Source organism: Stenotrophomonas sp. WZN-1 (genome assembly GCF_002192255.1).
Lineage (GTDB): Bacteria > Pseudomonadota > Gammaproteobacteria > Xanthomonadales > Xanthomonadaceae > Stenotrophomonas.
In genome coordinates, this window is record NZ_CP021768.1 from 2393564 (window position 1) to 2414547 (window position 20984).

The following is a 20984-nucleotide window of genomic DNA, read 5'->3' on the forward strand; positions in this document are numbered from 1 at the left end:
CCGGCTCTGACATTCGAGGAGAGTCCCATGAGCCTGCTCAACGCCTGGTTCAACGCCTTCCTGCGCAGCCGTCGCGCAGGCAACCTGTTCCGCCGCCGTGCGATGCCCGAAGCCGGGTCTGGCCCGGGCAGCGCCGAAGCCGCGCCGTTCGCGCTCACCACCGGCCTGGTCACCCTCGCCCAGCAGGACGAAGCCGAGCTGCTGGCGACGCTGGAATCGCATGCCGATGGCCTCAGCCCGCATGAGGCCGAGGAGCGGCTGGCTACGCTCGGCCCCAACGAGGTGGATCACGAAAAGCCGCTGCCGTGGTGGCGCCACCTGTGGCAGTGCTACCGCAACCCGTTCAACCTGCTGCTGACCGTCCTGGCGGCGGTGTCCTGGCTGACCGAGGACATCAAGGCCACGATCGTGATCGGTGCGATGGTGCTGCTGTCAACGCTGATCCGCTTCGTGCAGGAAGGCCGCTCCAACCGTGCCGCCGAGCGGCTGAAGGCACTGGTCGGCAACACCGCACGCGTGCTGCGCCGCAATCCGGGTACCGAGGCCGCCGATGTGGCCGACCAGTACTTCGGTGCGCACCTGCACAGCCGCCGCCCGGCCCGCCTGCTGGACCTGCCGATCCGCAAGCTGGTGCCCGGCGACCACGTCGTGCTGTCGGCCGGTGACATGATTCCGGCCGATTGCCGCGTGCTGAACGCCAAGGATCTGTTCGTGGCGCAGGCGGCGATGACCGGCGAGTCGCTGCCGGTGGAGAAGTTCGCGCACCCGGGCGATGGCCTGGCCGGCCTGCTGGAGCAGCACAACCTGCTGTTCATGGGCACCAACGTGGTATCCGGCACTGCCACCGCCGTGGTGCTGGCCACCGGCAACCGTACCTACTTCGGCACCCTGGCCCAGCGCAGCACCGCCACCGACCGCGCACCCACCGCGTTCCAGGCAGGCGTCAACAGCGTCAGCTGGCTGCTGATCCGCTTCGCGCTGGTGATGGTGCCGTTCGTGCTGCTGATCAACGGCTGGACCAAGGGCGACTGGACCGAGGCGTTCCTGTTCGCACTGTCGGTTGCGGTGGGGCTGACCCCGGAAATGCTGCCGATGATCGTCACCTCCACCCTGGCCAAGGGCGCGGTGCTGCTGTCGCGGCGCAAGGTGATCGTCAAGCGTCTGGATGCGATCCAGAACTTCGGCGCGATGGAAGTGCTGTGCACCGACAAGACCGGCACCCTCACCCAGGACAAGATCGCGCTGGAACGGCACACCGACGTGTTCGGTCACGATTCGGAGGATGTGCTGAAGTTCGCCTACCTCAACAGCCATTTCCAGACCGGGCTGATCAACCTGCTCGACCGCGCGGTGCTGGAGCATGTTGAGCTGCAGAGTTCGCTGCGGCTGTCGCAGGACTACCACAAGGTGGATGAGATTCCGTTCGACTTCGAGCGCCGCCGCATGTCGGTGGTGGTGTCCGAGCGCGAGGACCACCACGAGCTGATCTGCAAGGGCGCGGTGGAAGAGATGCTGGCGGTGTGCGGCACCGTGCGCGAGAACGGTGAGGACAAGCCGTTGGATGAGCAGCGGCTGGCGCGCGTGCGGCAGACCACCGAGGAACTGAACGAACAGGGCCTGCGCGTGGTGGCGGTGGCGATGAAGGAGACCACTGCCAGCCAGACCGTGTATTCGCAGGCTGACGAGTGCGGCCTGACCCTGGTCGGCTACGTGGCCTTCCTGGACCCGCCGAAGGAATCGGCGGCGCAGGCGCTGCAGGCGCTGGCCGCACATGGCGTGGAAGTGAAGGTCTTCACCGGCGACAACGAGCTGGTGACCGCCCGCGTCTGCGCGCAGGTGGGGCTGGACGCGGACACCATCCTGACCGGACCGCAGATCGAGCGCATGGATGACGGCGCGCTGTCGCGGGCGTTGCACCACCACCGCGTGTTTGCCCGCCTGACGCCGTTGCACAAGGAGCGCCTGGTACGCGAGCTGCGCGCACAGGGCAAGGTGGTCGGCTTCCTCGGCGACGGCATCAACGATGCACCGGCGCTGCGAGCGGCCGATATCGGCATCAGCGTGGACAGCGCGGTGGACATCGCCAAGGAAGCCGCCGACATCATCCTGCTGGAAAAGAACCTGATGGTGCTGGAAGAAGGCGTCATCCAGGGCCGGCGCACGTTCAACAACATGCTGAAGTACATCCGCATGACCGCCAGCTCCAACTTCGGCAACGTGTTCTCGGTGCTGGTGGCCTCGGCCTTCCTGCCGTTCCTGCCGATGCTGCCCCTGCAGCTGCTGGTGCAGAACCTGCTGTATGACATCTCGCAGATCGCCATTCCGTTCGACAACGTGGACGAGGAGCTGGTGCGCAAGCCACTGAAGTGGAACCCGGCGGACATCGGCCGCTTCATGGTGTTCTTCGGACCGATCAGCTCGATCTTCGACCTGAGCTGCTTCGCGCTGATGTGGTACGTGTTCGATGCACGCACGCCGGCCGACCAGGGCCTGTTCCAGTCCGGCTGGTTCGTGGTGGGCCTGCTGACCCAGACCTTGATCGTGCACATGATCCGTACGCCCAAGGTGCCGTTCCTGCAGAGCATCGCCGCGCCGCCGCTGCTGGTGATGACCGGCCTGATCATGGCCATCGGCGTGGCCCTGCCGATGAGCCCGCTGGCCGGCTACTTCAAGCTGCAGGCCCTGCCGACCGGATACTGGCCGTTCCTGGTGGCGATCCTGTTCGGCTATGCGGTACTGACCACCGCACTGAAGAAGTTCTACATCCGTCGCTACGGCTGGCAGTAAGCGCCGCCTTGTCCAGGGAGAAACACAATGGACATCAATCCGAACCTGCCGGCGTTCAACGCCGGCGCAACCCTGAGCTCGCTGATCAGCCTGTCGGTGGCGTTCGTGCTGGGCGCGGCCATCGGCCTGGAACGGCAGCTGCGCCAACGCACCGCCGGCCTGCGTACCAATACGCTGGTGGCGGTGGGTGCAGCGGTGTTCGTGGACCTGGCCGTGCGCTTCCACGACCTGTACGGCGGCCCGCCCTCGCCGCTGCATGTAGTGGCCTATGTGATCTCCGGCGTCGGCTTCCTTGGCGCCGGCGCGATCATGAAGGACGGTGCGCAGGTGTCCGGCCTGAACACCGCCGCCACCCTGTGGGGCTCGGCGGCGGTGGGCGCCTGCGCGGGTATCAAGCTGCTGCCGGAGGCGGTGATGGCGGCGGTGTTCGTGCTGGCCGCCAACACCCTGCTGCGGCCGGTGGTGAACCGCATCCAGCGGCAGCCGTTGCCGGAGGCGTTCAGCGAAGCGACCTATGCGATCAACGTGGTCTGCCAGCGTGAACAGCAGGCCGAAGTGCTGGACCAGCTGTTGCTGCTGCTGGAACAGGCGCACTACCCGGTACGCGCGGTGGACCAGCGTCCGTTCGGCGAGCGCGACGTGGAGATCGAGGCGGTGCTGTATGCCACCACGGTAGATGCCGGTGAACTGGATGCGGTGCTGGCCACGCTGGCGACCACGCCCGGGGTGCTGCAGGGATTCTGGAACGCCAGCCTGGAGGAGTAGCGGCTCGGTAGTGCCGGCCGCTGGCCGGCAACCTCATGGACGCCGGCAACACCGTGCACCGCCTTGGTGGGTGCCGACCTTGGTCGGCATCTACCAACAGCCTCCATGTATCGTTCTGGTAGGTGCCGACCTTGGTCGGCACAAAACCGTCAGAGACGATGCCCCCTACCGGGCCGCGCCAAGCAAGGCCGGCATCCACCAATGGCAGCTTTGCTATCCTTTCCCCCCACGCCAGGGAGCCGTCCCGATGCCATCGCTGTCGCCCCGTCGCCCCCTGGTGCTGCTGGTCCTGATCGTCGTGATGGCGGCGATCTTCCTGATCGACACCGTCACCGATTACGCCGTCGCCGCCGCCTGCTTCTACGCAGCGGTCATCCTCGCGGCATCGCGCGTATTGAGTGCGCGCGGGCTGATCACGCTGGCCATCGCCTGCATCGTACTGACCGGGCTGAGCTTCTTCCTGACCCGCTTCGGCACCTATCGCATCGGCCTGGTCAACTCGGTGATCGGCATGCTGGTGATCGGCATCACCACCTACCTCGCCCTGAACATGGAAGCGGCCAAGGCCGCCGTGCAGGAAGCGCAGGCCCGCCTGCTGCGCGTGGCGCGCGCCTCCACCGTGGGCGAGCTCACCACCTCCATCGCCCATGAGGTGAACCAGCCGCTGGCGGCCATCGCCAGCAGCGCCGAGGCCTGCCAGCGCTGGCTGGCACAGGACCCACCAAACGTGGACAAGGCACGGCAGACCGTGGCCCGTATCCTGGCCGATGCGCATCGTGCCGGTGACGTGATCGCCCGTATCCGTGGCCTGACCCAGGGTGCCGCACCGGAACGGCGCGCCTTCGATCTGAACCAGGCTGTAGAGGAAATGCTCGCGCTGTCGCGCAGCGAGCTGGACCAGCATGACGTGGCCGTGGCGCTGCTGCTCGATGCCGACCTGCCACTGGTGCAGGCCGACCGCGTGCAGGTGCAGCAGGTGATCGGCAACCTGATCCTCAATGCGGTGGACGCGATGGAAGCCGTGCCCGCCGCTGATCGACGCCTGTCACTGCTGACCCGTCGTGACGGCCAGCGGGTCAGCCTCAGTGTGCGCGACCGCGGTGTCGGCCTGCCCGCCGACCATCCCGAGCGCGTGTTCGATGCGTTCTGGACCACCAAGTCACACGGCCTGGGCCTCGGGCTCAGCCTGAGCCGTTCGATGATCGAGGCCAATGACGGCCAGATCCGCGCCGAACGACCGGCAGGCGGCGGTGCCTGCTTCGTGTTCGACCTGCCCATCGCCACGGATTCCCCCCATGCGTAAGCCCGCTGCACCCATCGCCGACCCGGCACCCATCGTCTACGTGATCGACGACGATCCGTCGGTGCGCGCCGCGCTGGAAGACCTGCTGGCCTCGATGGGCCTGCAGGTACGAGCCTTCGCCTCCACCCAGGCGTTCCTCGAACACGAACTGGAGGACGCACCGGCCTGCCTGGTGCTGGACGTGCGCATGCCCGGCCAGAGCGGACTGGAGTTTCACCGGACCATGCGCAGCCACGGCCTGCAGCTGCCGGTGGTGTTCATTACCGGCCACGGCGACATCGCGATGGGCGTCAACGCGATCAAGGACGGTGCCATCGAGTTCCTGACCAAGCCGTTCCGTGACCAGGAACTGCTGGATGCGATCCACAAAGGCATCGAAATCGACCGCCAGCGCCGTCGCGACGGCGAGGCGCTCGACGCCCTGCAGCAGCGCTGGAACACGCTCAACGCGGGCGAGCGCGAGGTGGTCGATGGCGTGGTGCGCGGCCGTCTCAACAAGCAGATCGCCGGCGACCTGGGCGTCAGCGAGATCACCGTGAAGGTGCGCCGCGCGCAGGTGATGCGCAAGATGGGCGCACGCACCCTGGTCGACCTGGTGCGGATGTACGACCGCTTGCAGGCAGGTACCCCATGAGCGTGCATGTCGCGCTGCTGCGCGCAGTCAATGTCGGCGGCACCGGCAAGCTGCCGATGGTTGAACTGGTGGCGATGTGCGAAGAGGCCGGCTTCACCGACGTCCGCACCTATATCGCCAGCGGCAACGTGGTGTTCCGTAGCGGACTTGGCGAAGCCGGCGTGCGGAAAGCCCTTGGCCAACGGCTGCAGGCCTATGCCGGAAAACCGGTGGGTGTATTGGTGCGCTCCGCAGCCGAGATCGCAGCGGTTGCCGCCGGTAATCCGTTTCCGCATGCCGCCGGCAATCGCGTGGTCGCGCTGTTCGTGGATGGGGTACTGCCCACCGATCCCTTGACCGGGGTGACCGGCCTGCGCGATGAGCAGCTGGCGCTGGGTACCCGCGAGATCTTCGTCCACTATGGCGACGGCATGGCCGACTCACGCCTGCGGATTCCCTATGCCCAGCAGGGCACCGCCCGTAACCTCAACACGGTCGGCAAGCTTGCGGCAATGGCCGCCGCGCTTGGCCAGGTCAACGCAGACGGTGGAGGGAGACGGTAGAGAGCTGATCACCGCCGTTGCAGGCGGTGCTTCAACCGCGTGTCCATCAACCCCACCGCCAGCAGCACCGCACTGGTCAACCAGCCAGCGGCCAGCAGATGAGCGTGCGGCAATACGAAACCCAGCACGCCCAGCGCTACCGCACCGATCAAATGCGAGTGAGGTGCGCGTCCATACACCACCCGCTTGTACAGCGAGCTGCCCAACAGGTAGATCAACGGGCCGGCCACCAGCACGGCCGCATACACCGGCGTCACTGCGGAGTGCGGGTGGTCCATGACCAGATCGTTGCCAACTGCCGTGGCGATGATGCCGGCGATCAGCAGTGCATGCACGTAATGGAAGTTGGCGCCCATCCGCCCGGGGTCGTCGGCGTGGGTGATGGCCTCGGTGGCATCACGGCTGGAGATGCCGAAGTACAGCCACCACATCGCAATCGTGCCAGCGAAGGTGGCAAGCACCGCGGATACCACCTGCAGGCTCCAGTGCCCGACCTCGCTGAGCACGCCACCGGTGGCCAGCAACGTCTCGCCCAGCGCGACGATAACGAACAACTGGCAACGTTCGGCCAGGTGACCGCCCTCGATGGTCCAGTCGCGGGTGTGCGAACGCCCCATGCCCGGGAACGCGAAGCCGAACATCGGCGAGATGTACTCGCAGGCCACCGCCACCGCCCACAGTGCCAGCCGCAGGTTTCCCTCGGCCGCTGCACCGGCCAGCCAGAAGCAGGCCGCGACGCTGACCCAGGCCAGCATGCGGCGGAAATTCGGCGCCAACGGATGGTTGCGGCCGACCTCCAGCAGCACGAACGCGGTTCGCCCCACCTGCATCGTGGCGTAGGCGCCGGCGAACATCCATGCGCGGTCGGCGAATGCCTCGGGAATGGACGAGGACATCAACAGCGCCAGCAGCATGGTCGCGAACAACAGGCCACGGATGCGCGGCGCCTGAGGGTCGAACCAGTTGCTGACCCAGCAGGCGTACTGCCAGCCGAGCCAGACCGCGAACCACAGCACCAGCGTCTGCAGCACGCCGGCCAGGTCCAGGTGGTGCAGCAGGTGATGGCTGAGCTGGGTGACCGCGAACACGTAGACCAGGTCGAAGAACAGTTCTTCGTAGGTCACGCGGGCATGATGGCCATCGCGGTGGCGCAGCGCGGGCAGGCGCAGTCGGGTACTCATGGAACTCCTTCAGCGCGCCAGGCGCCAGTACAGGAAGCCGGCCAGCAGCGCCGGCACGGCGAACACCAGCAGCAGGATCGGCAGCTCCTCGCGCACTGCATAACCGGCCCTGCTGACCCCCACCCACATGTTGGCCACGGCCACCAGCAGCCAGGTGGCGATGAATGCAATCAGCGCCGTGGGCAGCTGCGAGGTGGCCACGCTCCAGAGATGGCCGAACAACAGGAACACCCCCAGCAGCAGCACGCCTGCGGTGATCACCAGAATCACATGCATCCGTCGATCTCCTTGAATCCCCAGGCAGGCTAGCCCGGGCCGATTCTGCGCTCCAGCCGATGATCGTGGTTTCACTTTCCAGCCGCCGCGAACAATCGGCGCGGCCGGCCGCGCATGGCAAACGCGAACAGTTCCCATTAGTATTGCGTCATCACGCAGGGATGCCCTCCCCGCGCCCGCCCTTCGTCCTTGCTGCCGGTCCGGATGTCCCAGCTGCCTTCACCCCACACGCCTGCGCTGCCGCTGGTGTCTTCGCTGGTGCGCCACTACGAGGAACTGGTGGATTACCTGCGTCGCCGCTTCCACTCGCCCGGGCTGGCCCGCGAAGTGGTCCACGATGTCTGCGTGCGCCTGCTGGAGCGACCGCCGGCGCATGACGCACGGCAACCGATCGCGCTGCTGCGCCGGATCGCCCACGACGCTGCGGTGGACCGCTGCCGCGCCGAAGACCTGCGCCGGCACTGGGTCGAACCGCGCGCCGAACTGCCCGAGGGCGCCTGCCCGCGCCCCGGGCCCGAGCAGCAGGCGCAGGGCATGCACGCGCTTGAGTACTTGAGCATCACCATCGAGCGGATGCCCTGCCGGCGCCAGCAGGTCTTCATCCTGCACAAGATCCACGAACTGCCACAGGCGGAGGTCGCGCAGCGCATGGGCATCGGCCTGAAGGCGGTGGAGCGCCACCTGCGCCTGGCGATGGCGGACTGCCGCCTGCAGGCGGGGCTGCAATGAGCCGCACGCCCGCCCCTTCCGAACCACCACCGCCACCCACCTCCACCAAGCAGGTACTGGAGCAGCACCGCGATGCCTTGAAGCAACGCTTCCCGCTGCCCAGCCCTGAAGCACTGCAGCGCCGGCGTAGTGCTGGCCCCACCAAGGCCGCGCTGGCGTTGCTGCTGGTGGCCGCCGGCACCCTGCTGGCGGCCGACCCGGCCTGGCAGGTACGCGATTACCAGACCGCCGTCGGCGAACGCCGCAACGTCACCCTGCCCGACGGCAGCGAGGTTCTGCTTGATGCCGGCACCCGCCTGCAGGTACGCCGCCATCTGCGCTCGCGGCAGGTGCTGCTGGTGCGCGGCCAGGCGCGCTTCGAGGTGCAGCACTCGGCCTGGCGCCGCTTCCAGGTCGATGCCGGTCCGGTGCATGTACGCAACTACGGCACCGTGTTCGATGTGGACCGCCAAGGCGATCTGAGCGAGGTGACCCTGTGGCGCGGCGAGGTGGGCGTGCGCGTCGACGGCAGCGAGGCCGAGCAGCGGCTGAAGCCGGGCCAGCGCCTGCTGGCCCAGGCAGGATCGCTGTCGCCCCCCGAAGCCGTCAGCCCGGATCGGGCCGACTGGACCCATGGGCGGCTGCAGTTCGATCGGCTGCCGCTGTCGGAGGTGCTGCGCATCCTGCAGCGCTACCACGACCGCCCGATCGTGCTGGATGACCCGGCGCTGGGCCCGCTGCTGGTCTCGGGCGTGTTCGATGCCGATCGCGCCGAGACCGCCGTGGCACTGCTGCCGGACATCCTGCCGGTGCAGCTGCAGACCGCCGCCGATGGCAGCCTGCACCTGCGCGCCCGCGATTGATCGCCGCCACGAGGGTGGGTTGCGCCCCCTCCCATCCGGCAGGTGTCTGAACCCCTCCGAAGGACCTCCACATGACCCGCCCTGTCCCGCCTGCCGCACTGCGCCGGTTGGCCCCCACCCTGCTTGCCGCCTGCCTGTGCGCCGCGCTGCCGGCCGCCGCCCAGGCATCGGCACCGGCCGCGGTGGAGTTCCACCTGCCCGCAGGCTCCCTGCAGGCCTCGCTCAACGCGCTGGCCCGGCAGAGTGGCATCCAGCTGCTGTTCGCCGCGGAAAGCGTCGGCGGGCGCAGCGCACCGGCACTGGACGGCCGTTACACCCCGCGCGAGGCGCTGCAGCGCCTGCTGGCCGGCCAGGGCCTGGCACTGCAGGAACGCTCGCCGGGCGTCTTCGTGCTGAGCGCGGCGGCCACTGCACCGGCACCGGCCAAGGCCACCGCGCCTGCGCCCCCCGCGCCGCAGGCCGCGGCCACCTCACTGGCCCGCGTCACGGTATCGGCGTCCACCGCACGCATGCCGCAGGGCGAGACCGCCATGCCCAACACCATCACCGTGCTGACCCGCGAAGACATCGCGCAGCAACTGGCGCTGGGCTCGGATGTCTCGCGCGTACTCTCGTCACAGATCCCGGCATTTGCGCCTGCTCGCGAGAAGATGTCCAACTACGGCGAAACCATGCGCGGCCGCGGCATCCTGTACATGGTCGACGGCGTGCCGCAGTCCACGCCGTTGCGCGATGGCTCGCGTGACTCGCACACCATCGATGCGGCGATGATCGAACGCATCGAAGTCATCCACGGTGCCAACGCCCTGCAGGGCATCGGCGGTACCGGCGGCATCGTCAACATCATCACCCGCAGTGCGCCCAGTGAGCCCGAAGCGTTCCTGTTCGACAGCAACCTCAGCTACAGCGCCGCCCTGCCTCGCCGCCACGACGACAACGGCCAGCGCGCGTCGGCACTGGTGGGCATGCGCGGCGAGCAGTTCGACCTGGTGGCCGGCCTGGCCTACGAGCGCCAGGGCCTGTTCCATGACGGCGAGGGGCGCTCGATCGGCACCAATGCGCAGGGCGAACTGATGGATTCGACCTCGTCGAACGTGTTCGCCAAGCTCGGCTGGAACATTGCCGAGGGCCAGCGCCTGCAGCTGATGGCCAGCCGCTACGAACTGCGCGGACTGGACAACTACCTGGCGGTGAACGGTGATTACCGCAGCGGCCGCCCGACCCTTTCGGTGCCCGGTGACACACCGCTGGACCCGCCGATGAACCGCTCGCGTTCGTTGACGCTGGACTACAGCGCCGCCGATCTGCTGGGTGGCCGTTTCCAGGCGCAGGCGTTCGCGGTGGACTTCGAAGGCCGCTATGGCGCCAGCCAGTGGGACCCATGGGGCAACACCGGCGCCAATGCCGCCTGGGACCAGACCCAGAACGAATCGGACAAGCGCGGCTTCAAGCTGACCCAGAACTGGAGCCGCATCGCCGGCACCACGCTGGACGTGACCCTGGGCCTGGACGGCCTGCGTGATCGCACCCACCAGGTGTTGCTGGCCAGCGGCATGAACTGGGTGCCGCTCACCACCTACCAGAGCCTGTCGCCGCTGCTGCAGCTGCACTGGTGGCCGACCGACCACCTGATGCTGTCCGGTGGCCTGCGCTACGAGAAGGGCGAGCTGGAAGTAGGCGACTACACCACCCTGCCCCGCTATGGCGCGCGCAAGGTGGCCGGCGGCAAGCCGACCATGAGCGAGACGCTGCCCAACTTCGGCGCGGTCTGGTACATCAACGATCGCCTCAATGCCTATGCCTCGTACTCGGAGGGTTACACCGTGGCCGATGTCGGCCGTGTGCTGCGTGCGATCAACCGTGACGGGCAGCGCGTGGACAGCCTGGTGGATCTGTCGCCGGTGGTGTCGGACAACCGCGAGATCGGCCTGGAGTACGACGATGGCCGCTTCAGCGGCGATATTGCCTACTACACGTCCGAATCCAAGCTCGGCTCGGTGCTGGTCTACGACGCGGGCATCGATGCCTACAACGTGCAGCGCCAGGCCACCCGCGTGGAAGGCTTCGAAACCAATCTGCGCCTGCGCCTGGGCAACAGCCGCCTTGGCCTGGGCTATGCGCGCGCCAACGGCCGTTACGATGCCAACATCGATGGCCGCCTGGACAGCGACCTGGCAGGCGTCAACATCGCGCCGAACCGGCTGACCGCGTTCTGGGAACAGAACTGGACGCCGCAGCTGAGCACCCGCCTGCAGGCCAGCCACGCCTTCGACCGCGACTTCGACCTGCACGGGGCGCGCGTGGCCGAGTTCAAGGGCTACACCACCGTGGATCTGGTCGCGCGCTATACGCTGGACAAGCACGCCTTCACGCTGGGTGTGCAGAACCTGTCCAACACGCAGTACATCAGCTACTACTCGCAGACGACGCCGTCGAACCCGGGCTACTTCTCCGGACGCGGCCGGGTGCTGACGCTGGGGTGGCAGTACCGGTACTGAGTCACGGCCCCGTTATGGGAGCCATGAAATCTATGCGCACCGTGATGGAGGAGGTCCATGCTAGCTTCTGGGCCTCCTTCAAACGGATGTGAATCATGCGCTGTTCCCTGCTCGCCTTCGCCCTTGCCGCTGCGCTTCCGGCCGCTCACGCCAGCGCCGCCGAGGCACCACTGCCGCAGTTGCGGGCCTACACCGTGGATGCGTCCTGGCTGCAGCCGATGGCACCGTTGCAGATCGCCGACCACACCTGGCAGATCGGCACGCAGGACCTGACCGCGCTGCTGGTGCAGACCGCTGACGGCGCGGTGTTGCTCGACGGCGGCATGCCGCAGATGGCCAGCCACCTTATCAGCAACATGAAGGTGCGCGGCGTGGCACCGGAGGATCTGCGGCTGATCCTGCTCAGCCACGCACACGCCGACCATGCCGGGCCGGTGGCGGAGCTGAAGCGCCGTACCGGTGCAAAAGTGGCGGCCAACGCCGAATCAGCGGTGCTGCTCGCGCGCGGCGGCAGCAATGACCTGCACTTTGGTGATGACATCACCTATCCGCCGGCCAATGCCGACCGCATCATCATGGATGGCGAGGTGGTCACGGTGGGCGGCATCGCGTTCACCGCGCACTTCATGCCGGGGCATACGCCGGGCAGCACCGCCTGGACCTGGACCGATACCCGCGACGGCAAGCCGGTGCGCATCGCCTACGCCGACAGCCTGAGTGCCCCTGGATACCAGCTGCAGGGCAACGCCCGCTATCCACGCCTGATTGAAGATTATCGAAACAGCTTTACTACGGTGCGCAACCTTCCCTGCGACGTGTTGCTGACCCCGCACCCCGGCGCAAGCAACTGGAACTACGCCGCCGGCAGCAAGGCCAGCGCCAATGTGCTGAGCTGCAAGGCCTACGCGGATGCGGCCGAGAAGAAGTTCGACGCACAGTTGGCCAAGGAAGTCGCCGGGGCCCGCTGATTCTGTAGCGTCGAGCCATGCTCGACTGAAGCAGAGCAGTCGAGCATGGCTCGACACTACAAAGAGCAAGCCGAGCATAGGCTCGGCTCTACACGGGGCGCGTTGAAGGGTGCCGGTCAGGACGACCGGCACCCGCCGTCACTCAGCTACCCTGCCCGTGCTGGGCGAACGGCTCGGTGGTGCCATCGTTGCGCACCAGTTCAACGGTATACGGCTGCACGTAGCCGTCCGGCATTTCCATGCCCGGCGAACCGGCCGGCATTCCCGGCAACACCAGCCCACGCGCCGCCGGACGTTCGGCCAGCAGTCGCTTGATGTCTTCGGCCGGGATATGGCCTTCAACCACGTAACCACCGATCTCGGCAGTGTGGCAGGAGGCCTTGCCGACCGGCACACCCAGCCGGACCTTGATCGGGTTCATGTCATCGGTATCGCGCACATCCACTTGGAAGCCTTCGGCCTTCAGGTGGTCGACCCATATGCCGCAGCAGCCGCAGCTGGCGGTCTTGTGCACGATGGCGATGGGCAGTGCCGGATCCACCTGCGACGGGCTGGCCTTGATCGGTGCCGCCGGGGCTTGGCTGGCAACCGGTGCGGCAGGCGATTCTTCAGCTGCACGTGCGCAGGCGGTGCTGGCCAGCACGGTGCCCAGCAGCAGGCCGAGGGAGAGAGAACGGTTCATGGTGTTGATTCCTTTGCAGATGCGGGCAACGCGGCCCGCTGCCTGCGCATCGAAGGCGCAGGCAGAGTCGAGAATGAGTCGAGCACTTCGTGGCGGACGCAGCACGCCCGCAGGGAATCAACCGATGGGCGGCCGCAACGGGTCCGGCATTGGCGGCGATGCGCGTTGCTGGGCGCTGGCCGCCAGAGGTGCCTCACGCCAGGGCGACGGCGCGGTTCCGCTCAGGGCAGCCGGCATGCCGAGACAGGCCGGCGGGCATTCGCACTCATTGCTCTGGCAGACCGTTGATGTTGCCTCGTCGCAGCATCCGGGCATGGCAGCGGAATGCGGTGCGGCGCAGTGATCCGCATCGGCCGCCATGGTGTACGGCGATGAGGCAAACGCCAGCGCCGGTGCGTTCAGCACCAGGGCAACGAGCAGCATCCATCGCAGCAGCAGGCCAGGCAGGTTCACCTGGCGATGATAGCCGATGCGCGCGTCACGCAAGCGCGGTTGCCATCGCCCGCATCCGCACCGGAATCGACTTGGCCGCGGGCGTGCCGCTGATCCGGTCGTAGTAGTCCAGCGGTAACAAGGGGTTCAGTTCCGGGTAGTAACCGGCCAGCGCACCGCGCGGCATCGGGTAGTCCAGTACGGTCAGGCCCTCGATGCGCCGCTGCACGCCATCGCCACTGATCGTCTCCAGGCTGACCAGCGCTTCCTTCTCCAGCCCGCGCGCCAGCCGGTCCTCGATGTTCATGAACAACACCATGCGATCGTTGTACACGCCGCGATAGCGGTCGTTGTAGCTGTAGATGGTGGTGTTGTACTGATCGTGCGAGCGCACCGTGGCCAGCCGCAGCATGTCCGGGTCGTGCACCGGATCGTCCACGTCCAGACCGGGCATCACCAGGATGTTGGCCTTGCCGTTCGGCGTGGGCCACACCCGGCGGCGCGGCGGAATGTCCAGATGAAAGCCGTGCGGCTGCTGGATGCGCTCGTTGAAGCCGGTGTAGATCTCCGGGTACACGGCGGCGATCAGTTCGCGGATGGGGGTGTAGTCATGCATGCACCCGGCCCAGTCGACCCTGCTGTGCGGCAGCGTGGCCATCGCCATGCGGCAGACGATTTCGACCTCGGGCAATACCTCCGCACTGACCGGTTCCAGCACACCACGCGAGGCGGTGACGTTCGACATCGCGTCTTCGATGGTGACGAACTGCTCGCCGGCCGGCGTGACGATGCGCTCCGAGCGCGCCACCACTGGCAGGATCAGCGCATCGCGGCCATGAACAAGATGCCCGCGGTTGAGCTTGGTGGCGATGCCGACCGTCAGCTCCAGGCCACGCATCGCCTCGTACGCGCGCGGCGTGTCGGGCACGGCGTGGATGAAGTTGCCACCCAGGCCGATGAATACCTTGGCGCTGCCATCGAGCATCGCCTCGATGGATTCGACCACGTGATGACCATGCTCGCGCGGCGGATCGAAGCCGAACACCTGCTGCACCCGGTCCAGGTAGGCCGGTTTGGGTTTCTCGTCGATGCCGACGGTGCGGTCGCCCTGCACATTGGAATGCCCGCGGATCGGCCCGATGCCGGCGCCGGGCTTGCCGAAGTTGCCGCGCAGCATCAGCAGGTTGGCCACCTGCTGCAGCAGGCGCGAGCCGTACTGGTGCTGGGTCAGGCCCATGCCGTAGCAGATCACGGTGGCCTTGGAGCGCATGTAGATCTCCGCACAACGACGGATCTGCGCCTGCGAGATGCCGGACACCTGCACGATCTGGTCCCAGTCCTGCGCCAGCACGTCCTCGCGCAGCGCCTCCAGGCCCACGGTGTGTTCGGCCAGGAAGTCGTGGTCGAGCACGCGCTCGCCCTGCGCTTCCCGCTCGAACATCACCTTCATCATGCCCTTGATCAGGGCCAGGTCGCCGCCGATGCGGATGTGCACGAACTCGCTGGTGATCTCGGTCGATCCGAACGTGGCCATCTGCACCACGTCCTGAGGCTCGGCAAAGCGGATCAGCGCGCGCTCTGGCATCGGGTTGACCGCCACGATCGGGATGCCGCGTTTGCGCGCCTCGACCAGGTTGCTCATCATCCGCGGCGAATTGGTGCCGGTGTTCTGGCCGATCACGAAGATCGCCTCGGCGTGCTCGAAATCCTGCAGAACGATGGTGCCCTTGCCCACGCCGATGGCCGGCGGCAGGCCACGGCTGGTCGGCTCGTGGCACATGTTCGAGCAGTCCGGGAAGTTGTTGGTGCCGAACTCGCGCACGAAGATCGAGTACAGGAACGCGGCTTCGTTGGGCGTGCGGCCGGAGGTGTAGAACTCGGCCTGGTGCGGGCTGTCCAGCGCCTGCAGGTGGCGGCCGATCAGCGCGAAGGCCTCGTCCCAGCTGCACGGCACGTAATGGTCGGTGGACGCGTCGTAGCGCATCGGCTCGGTCAGCCGGCCCTGCATCTCCAGCCAGTAGTCGGTCTGCGCCATCAGTTCGGTGACGGTGTGCTGGGCGAACAGCTCACGCCCGGCGCGGAACTGGGTGGCTTCCCAGGCCAGCGCCTTCGCGCCGTTCTCGCAGAACTCCAGCTTCTTGCGTTCGTCCGCATCGGGGAACGCGCAGCTCGGGCACTTGAAGCCGCCCGGCTGGTTCATCGCCAGCAGCGCCTTCGACCCCTTGCCGATCACGCTCTGCTGCAGCAGCACCTTCGCGGTGGCGCCGGCAGCGCCCCAGCCACCGGCCGGCTGGTTGTAGGGCTTGTAACGCGGCGGCTTCTGCTCGGACATGTTCGGGAACCTGACGGGAGGAACGCGGCAACAATGGGCACAACGCGGTCCGGCGGCGCTTTCGAACGCACAGCCATCCTCACAGTCAAACACGGCCTGCACGGCTTCGCTAGTAGGTGCGCGCTGTTTTCAGCGCAGCCTGCCATGACAACGGTTACACCCGCGTCAGCGCCCGGCCACTGCGCTATTCTCGAAGCCGTGGGTGGTTCACCACCTGCGTATTTCCCTTGCCCGGACGCGCTGCATGCCTGACTCGACCCCGCCGCACACCCCGCCTGCCGGCACGGCCCAGCGCCCGCTGCAGCGCTGGCGCAGCGAGGGGCACCAGCAGCAGGTCGACGTGGTGGCCGAGGAAGTGCCGGTTGCGCTGCGCTACAACGGCGCCGCCTTCGCAGTGATGATGGCCACACCCTGCGACCTGGAGGACTTTGCACTCGGGTTTTCGCTCAGCGAAGGGCTGATCGATACCCCCTCGCAGCTGCTGTCGATCGACATCCGCCCGCAGCTGGAAGGCATCGAACTGCAGATGACCGTGGCCGAAGCGGCGCCCGGTGCTGACCTGGATCCGGCCAACGGGCGCCTGCTGCCGGGTCGCGGCGGCTGTGGCCTGTGTGGCACACGCCAGCTGGAAGAAGTGCTGCGCCCGCTGCCGCAGATCCGCGAGCGACGCCGTTACCCGCCCGCCGCCCTGCAGCGGGCGTTGGCCACCTTGGCGCAGCACCAGCCGATGAATGCGGTAAGCGGTTCGACCCACGCCGCGGCCTGGGCCGATGCCAGCGGCCGGATCGGCTGGGTGCGCGAGGATGTCGGTCGTCACAATGCGCTGGACAAGCTGATCGGCGCGCTGCACCACAACGAACACGCCATCGACGGTGGCCTGCTGGTGATTTCCAGCCGCGCCAGCTACGAAATGGTCAGCAAGGCGGTGCGCGCCGGTGCCAGCGTGCTGGCCGCGGTGTCGGCGCCGACCGCGCTGGCGATCGACCTGGCCCGCAGTGCCGGCCTGTGCCTGGTCGGGTTCGCGCGGGAAAACGGATTCAATGTGTATACCCATCCCGAACGGCTCCGGCCGGACGACAGCCACGACAGCTGAGAACGGCCGGGAGCAAGGCGCCCCCGGCCTGATACACCTCAGCGCAGCGCCACCTTCGGGAAGTCCACCGGCACGTCGAACGCCACGTTGACATAGTTGGTGAACAGGTTGAGCGCCACATGGGCGAGGATCTCGACGATCTGCTCGTCATCAAAGCCGGCTGCGCGCAGCGCCTGCACATCACCGTCGGCGATCTGCGCACGCTGTTCGACCACCTTCAACGCGAAGTCGAGCGCCGCCGACGTGGCCGGATCGCTGGACTGGCCGATCTGCGCGGCGGCCATCTGCTCGCTGCTGGCACCGGCCTTGCGGCCCAATGCCGTGTGCGCGGCCAGGCAGTACTCGCAGGCATTGCGGTTGGCGATGGCCACGGCGATCTGCTCGCCCAGCAGCGGCGACAGGCGACCGCCGCCGAGTGCGCCGAACGAACCCCACATGCTCTGCAGCGCGGCTGGCGAATTGGCCACGGCGCGGAACATGGCCGGGGTGGCGCCGAACGCGGCGTGGACCTGGCCCAGCAGGGCTTGGCGGTCGGCGGTGGTGTTGGCGGCATCGATCAGGGGGACACGGGACATGGTGGATCTCCTTGGGAAAGCGCCCGGGATTGGACGACCCGGTCATCCTAGGTAGACTCACTGGACGAATGATTCGTAATCATCCACACCTATTGTCCATTCATCCATGCACCTGCCCGCCGACACCTCTGCGCCCGACCGCCTTTCCTCCCTGCTGGAACGCTTCCGGGTGCAGGCCGCGCTGTTCCACAGCGGTCCGCTGTGCGGGCGCCATGTCTTCGCGCCGCAGCCTGGTCGTGCGTTCCTGCACATCCTTCGCCGGGGTGAAATGGAGGTCCGTCATCCCGATGGCGATACCGCGCTGCCGCGGCTGAAGATCGATGTCCCCAGCCTGCTGCTGTATCCGCAACCGTTGCACCATGTGTTCTTCAATGCACCACTGGAGGGCCCGGATTTCACCTGCGCCACGCTGGATTTCGATGGCGGCGCACGCAATCCGATCGTGCAGTCGCTGCCGCCGGTGATGGTGGTGCCGCTGGCCGCGATTGGCGAACTGGATGACACCCTGCACCTGTTGTTCGCCGAAGCTGATCGCCGGCGCTGCGGTTCACGGCTGCTGACCAACCGCCTGTTCGAGGTGGCGCTGATCCAGATCCTGCGCTGGGTGGTGGACCACCCCGATGCAGCGGGCGTCAGTCATGGGCTGATGCGCGGGCTGTCGGATGCGCGGCTGGCGCGCACGCTGGTGGCGATGCACCAGGCGCCGCAGGACGAATGGACGCTGCCACGCATGGCCGCGACCGCCGGCATGTCGCGCAGCGCGTTCGCGGCCGTGTTCAAGGAGATGATGCAGGCGACGCCGGCCAGCTATCTGCTCGACTGGCGGCTGAGCCTGGCCTGCGCGCAGCTGCGGGCGGGCGTGGCGGTCAAGCAGGTGGCGATCGAGGTGGGGTTTGCCGATACCGCGTCGTTGTCGAAGGCGTTCCGCAAGCGGTTGGGGGCGTCGCCGAGGGCGTGGCTGGCAGCAACCGCAGCGCAGGCCGGCTAGAGTCGACTGCGGGTCGACTATCGCGCGAGGCGTGGGACTTTCCTGAGCAGCCGACCAGCGGTCGGCGCTACCAAGAGCGATATCCGCGCGTCGGCCGACGGCTCAGCTGGACGCCCCATCGGGCTTCGCCAGCAGCCCGGCGATGCGCTCGGCCACCTGGCCGCGCACGCTTTCATCCAGCTGCCCTTCGTACATCGCCTCGTAGATCCACAGGCCATCGGCCGCCAGCCGCGCCACGAAATTGTCGAGCGCGGCCGGGTCATCCTGCCCGGCCGACGGCGGCAGCGGCGCCCAGCGCCGTACCGCCGGGCCCCACGGGCGCTCTTCGGCGTCCGGGTCGGCCGATTCGAGCATGAACATCAATTCGGCACGGGTAGCGCTCTGTGCCGAGACGCGCACGAAGGTCTGGTAGCGCTCCAGCGCCGATGCTTCCTCCGCACGCTTGCCCAGCAGCGATTCCATCGACGTCTCCCAGGCCTGCACCAGGTGCTCGTCGATGCCGCGCAGCAGTGCCTCGCGCGACGGGAAGTGGTACAGCAGCCCGCCACGGGTCAGCTTGGCCTCGGCCGCCACCGACTCGAAGGTCACCGCGCGCACGCCGTCACGATTGATCACGTTGACGGCGGCGTCGAGGATGCGTTCGCGCTTGCTGGTTCTCATCGCGTCATTTTACGCGATCGGCCGCGCCCTCGCGGCTGCCGACGCGGCCACGCAGCAGGCGCGCGATGATCGTCGCGCCCAGCGCCAGCATCACCGTGATCACCAGCAGCACGATCTGGTAGCCACGGTCATACGCGGCCGTGGCCAGGGCGAACCACTCGCCCTGCCCGCTTTCGCGTGCCACGTGCAGCGCCTGGGTGAAGCCTTCGCGGGCAAGCTCGGGCATGTCGGCCGAGGCCGGCAGGAAGGCGCCGTACATCGCTGCGCTCAAACTGCCCAGCATCGCCACCGCCAGCAGGCCGCCGAATTCGTACGACACCTCTTCCACCGACGAGGCCATGCCCGCACGGTGCGCCGGTACGTTGTTGAGGATGGCGGTGGACGCCACCGAGATGGCCGAGCCCATGCCGAACCCGGTGATGGCCATGCCGGCGACCACCCAACCCAGGCCGTGCGGGAAACCGAATGCCACCACGCCGACACCCAGCGCACCTGCGGCCAAGCCGCCGCAGATCAGCGGGCGCAGGCCGACCCGGTGCAGGATGCTGCCGCCCAGCAGCGCACTGGGCAGGCTGCCCAGCGCCGCCACCGACACCAGCAGGCCCGCCTGCAGCGGGGTGAAGCCCGCCACCAGCTGGAAGCGCTGGGTGGTGACCAGCTGCAGGCCGGCCATGGCGAACAGGGTGAACACCGCCGACAGCGTGCCGGCCAGGAACGCCGGATTGCGGAAGATCGCGAAGTCCAGCAGCGGGTACGGCAGCTGCTGCTGGCGGCGCGCGAACGCCGCGCCCGAAATGACCGCCAGCAGCAGCGCGCCTGCGCCCAGCGCATACGACGGCGGCGTAGCGATCAGCGACTTGATCGCCAGCACCAGGCCGGACAGTGCGGCCAGTGCCAGAACTGAGGACACCAGGTCCCATGGCCGCGAGATGTCGCGCTGTCCTTCCGGCGCCAGCAGCAGCGTGGCGACGAAGGCCACCACCACCACCGGCACGTTGATCAGGAACACCGAACCCCACCAGAAGTGCTGCAGCAGCCAGCCGCCGATGATCGGGCCCAATGCCGCGCCGACGATCGCCACCGAACCCCAGATCGCGATGGCGATGTTGCGCTCGCGCTCTTCGTGGAAGCTCAGGCCGATCAACGCGAGCGTGGCCGGCATCATCGCTGCGGCACCGACCGCCAGGAACGCGCGCGCGGCAATCAGCTGGGTTGCGGTGTCGGCGAACGCCGCTGCCAGCGAGGCAATACCGAACACGACCAGGCCGATCAGGAACATGCGGCGGTGGCCGATGCGGTCGCCCAGCGTGCCGGCGCCGAGCAACAGGCCGGCCATCACCAGCGGATAGGCGTTGATGATCCACAGCGCCTGGCCGGCGCTGGCCGAGAGTTCCTCGGTCAGGGTGGGCAGTGCGGTGTACAGCACGGAGTTGTCGAGCGTGACCAGCAACAGGCCGGCGGCGACGGTGAACAACAGCGCCCAGCGACGGGCGCGCGACAGGGCCGGAGCACCGGCCAAGGGCTGGGACAAAGCCATGGGAGAACCTGATGGGGTGGAGTACGGCCATAACTATACCGGATGTCCTGTATAGTTATGATCTTCGGGATCCACCGGTTCAGGGTTTGTAGAGACGGGCCCGCTTGGCTGAACCGCCAGCCAGGCATGGCCTGGCTCTACTGAAACGGGCGGGCATGGC

General features: G+C 67.6%; 19 protein-coding genes. 11 read left to right on the forward strand and 8 right to left on the reverse strand.

Annotated elements, in window-relative coordinates; all coding sequences use genetic code 11:
* The first annotated feature begins 27 nt into the window (after positions 1 to 27).
* From mgtA to CCR98_RS11390, 5 genes are all read left to right on the forward strand, one after another.
* The gene (mgtA, locus tag CCR98_RS11370; protein WP_087922683.1) at positions 28 to 2787 is read left to right on the forward strand and encodes a magnesium-translocating P-type ATPase; all 2760 of its coding nucleotides are present in this window, start codon (positions 28 to 30) and stop codon (positions 2785 to 2787) included.
* 27 nt (positions 2788 to 2814) lie between these two features.
* Positions 2815 to 3552, forward strand: coding sequence for an MgtC/SapB family protein (locus CCR98_RS11375; RefSeq protein WP_087922684.1), 738 nt, complete (start codon positions 2815 to 2817; stop codon positions 3550 to 3552).
* Between the two features lie 247 nt (positions 3553 to 3799).
* Positions 3800 to 4855, forward strand: a complete 1056-nt coding sequence (locus CCR98_RS11380; RefSeq protein WP_087922685.1) for an ATP-binding protein — start codon at positions 3800 to 3802, stop codon at positions 4853 to 4855.
* Entirely contained in the window at positions 4848 to 5489 is a 642-nt protein-coding gene (locus CCR98_RS11385; RefSeq protein ID WP_087922686.1) for a response regulator, read from the forward strand. The genes CCR98_RS11380 and CCR98_RS11385 overlap by 8 nt, the downstream gene beginning before the upstream one ends.
* Complete coding sequence (locus CCR98_RS11390; RefSeq protein WP_087922687.1) at positions 5486 to 6031, forward strand: DUF1697 domain-containing protein; 546 nt, start codon at positions 5486 to 5488, stop codon at positions 6029 to 6031. Before CCR98_RS11385 ends, CCR98_RS11390 begins: the two co-directional genes overlap by 4 nt.
* An 8-nt stretch (positions 6032 to 6039) precedes the next feature.
* Here the strand turns inward: CCR98_RS11390 and CCR98_RS11395 are convergent, their stop codons facing one another.
* Both CCR98_RS11395 and CCR98_RS11400 read right to left on the reverse strand, forming a co-directional pair.
* On the reverse strand, positions 6040 to 7212 hold the full coding sequence (locus CCR98_RS11395; RefSeq protein WP_087922688.1) for a low temperature requirement protein A: 1173 nt from the start codon (positions 7210 to 7212) through the stop codon (positions 6040 to 6042).
* Positions 7213 to 7221: 9 nt separating this feature from the next.
* Entirely contained in the window at positions 7222 to 7488 is a 267-nt protein-coding gene (locus CCR98_RS11400; protein WP_087922689.1) for a hypothetical protein, read from the reverse strand.
* A gap of 204 nt (positions 7489 to 7692) precedes the next feature.
* Here CCR98_RS11400 and CCR98_RS11405 point away from each other — a divergent pair, with 204 nt between their 5' ends.
* The 4 genes from CCR98_RS11405 to blaL1 all read left to right on the forward strand — a co-directional run bounded on the left by CCR98_RS11405 (position 7693) and on the right by blaL1 (position 12525).
* Positions 7693 to 8217, forward strand: coding sequence for an RNA polymerase sigma factor (locus CCR98_RS11405; RefSeq protein WP_087922690.1), 525 nt, complete (start codon positions 7693 to 7695; stop codon positions 8215 to 8217).
* On the forward strand, positions 8214 to 9059 hold the full coding sequence (locus CCR98_RS11410; protein ID WP_087922691.1) for a FecR domain-containing protein: 846 nt from the start codon (positions 8214 to 8216) through the stop codon (positions 9057 to 9059). Before CCR98_RS11405 ends, CCR98_RS11410 begins: the two co-directional genes overlap by 4 nt.
* Positions 9060 to 9130: 71 nt before the next feature.
* A complete protein-coding gene (locus CCR98_RS11415; protein ID WP_087922692.1) occupies positions 9131 to 11557 on the forward strand; it encodes a TonB-dependent receptor in 2427 nt (808 codons plus the stop codon).
* A gap of 95 nt (positions 11558 to 11652) precedes the next feature.
* A complete protein-coding gene (blaL1, locus tag CCR98_RS11420; protein ID WP_087922693.1) occupies positions 11653 to 12525 on the forward strand; it encodes a L1 family subclass B3 metallo-beta-lactamase in 873 nt (290 codons plus the stop codon).
* A gap of 142 nt (positions 12526 to 12667) precedes the next feature.
* Here the strand turns inward: blaL1 and CCR98_RS11425 are convergent, their stop codons facing one another.
* The 3 genes from CCR98_RS11425 to CCR98_RS11435 all read right to left on the reverse strand — a co-directional run bounded on the left by CCR98_RS11425 (position 12668) and on the right by CCR98_RS11435 (position 15971).
* Entirely contained in the window at positions 12668 to 13207 is a 540-nt protein-coding gene (locus tag CCR98_RS11425) for a DUF411 domain-containing protein (RefSeq protein WP_087922694.1), read from the reverse strand.
* Positions 13208 to 13324: 117 nt separating this feature from the next.
* A complete protein-coding gene (locus CCR98_RS11430; RefSeq protein WP_232463006.1) occupies positions 13325 to 13693 on the reverse strand; it encodes a hypothetical protein in 369 nt (122 codons plus the stop codon).
* Positions 13686 to 15971 (reverse strand): FdhF/YdeP family oxidoreductase, encoded by a 2286-nt coding sequence (locus CCR98_RS11435; RefSeq protein ID WP_087922695.1) that lies wholly within the window; start codon positions 15969 to 15971, stop codon positions 13686 to 13688. The genes CCR98_RS11430 and CCR98_RS11435 overlap by 8 nt, the downstream gene beginning before the upstream one ends.
* 244 nt (positions 15972 to 16215) lie before the next feature.
* Here CCR98_RS11435 and fdhD point away from each other — a divergent pair, with 244 nt between their 5' ends.
* A complete protein-coding gene (gene fdhD / locus CCR98_RS11440; RefSeq protein WP_087922696.1) occupies positions 16216 to 17064 on the forward strand; it encodes a formate dehydrogenase accessory sulfurtransferase FdhD in 849 nt (282 codons plus the stop codon).
* A 38-nt stretch (positions 17065 to 17102) separates the two neighbouring features.
* Here fdhD and CCR98_RS11445 read toward each other — a convergent pair whose 3' ends face one another.
* Positions 17103 to 17639 (reverse strand): peroxidase-related enzyme, encoded by a 537-nt coding sequence (locus CCR98_RS11445; protein ID WP_049396107.1) that lies wholly within the window; start codon positions 17637 to 17639, stop codon positions 17103 to 17105.
* 106 nt (positions 17640 to 17745) lie between these two features.
* Here CCR98_RS11445 and CCR98_RS11450 point away from each other — a divergent pair, with 106 nt between their 5' ends.
* The gene (locus CCR98_RS11450) at positions 17746 to 18627 is read left to right on the forward strand and encodes an AraC family transcriptional regulator (RefSeq protein ID WP_087922697.1); all 882 of its coding nucleotides are present in this window, start codon (positions 17746 to 17748) and stop codon (positions 18625 to 18627) included.
* A 102-nt stretch (positions 18628 to 18729) separates the two neighbouring features.
* Here CCR98_RS11450 and CCR98_RS11455 read toward each other — a convergent pair whose 3' ends face one another.
* Together CCR98_RS11455 and CCR98_RS11460 are read right to left on the reverse strand one after the other, a co-directional pair.
* On the reverse strand, positions 18730 to 19287 hold the full coding sequence (locus CCR98_RS11455; protein WP_087922698.1) for a TetR family transcriptional regulator: 558 nt from the start codon (positions 19285 to 19287) through the stop codon (positions 18730 to 18732).
* A 4-nt stretch (positions 19288 to 19291) separates the two neighbouring features.
* Positions 19292 to 20824 (reverse strand): MFS transporter, encoded by a 1533-nt coding sequence (locus tag CCR98_RS11460; protein ID WP_087922699.1) that lies wholly within the window; start codon positions 20822 to 20824, stop codon positions 19292 to 19294.
* Positions 20825 to 20984 lie beyond the last annotated feature (160 nt).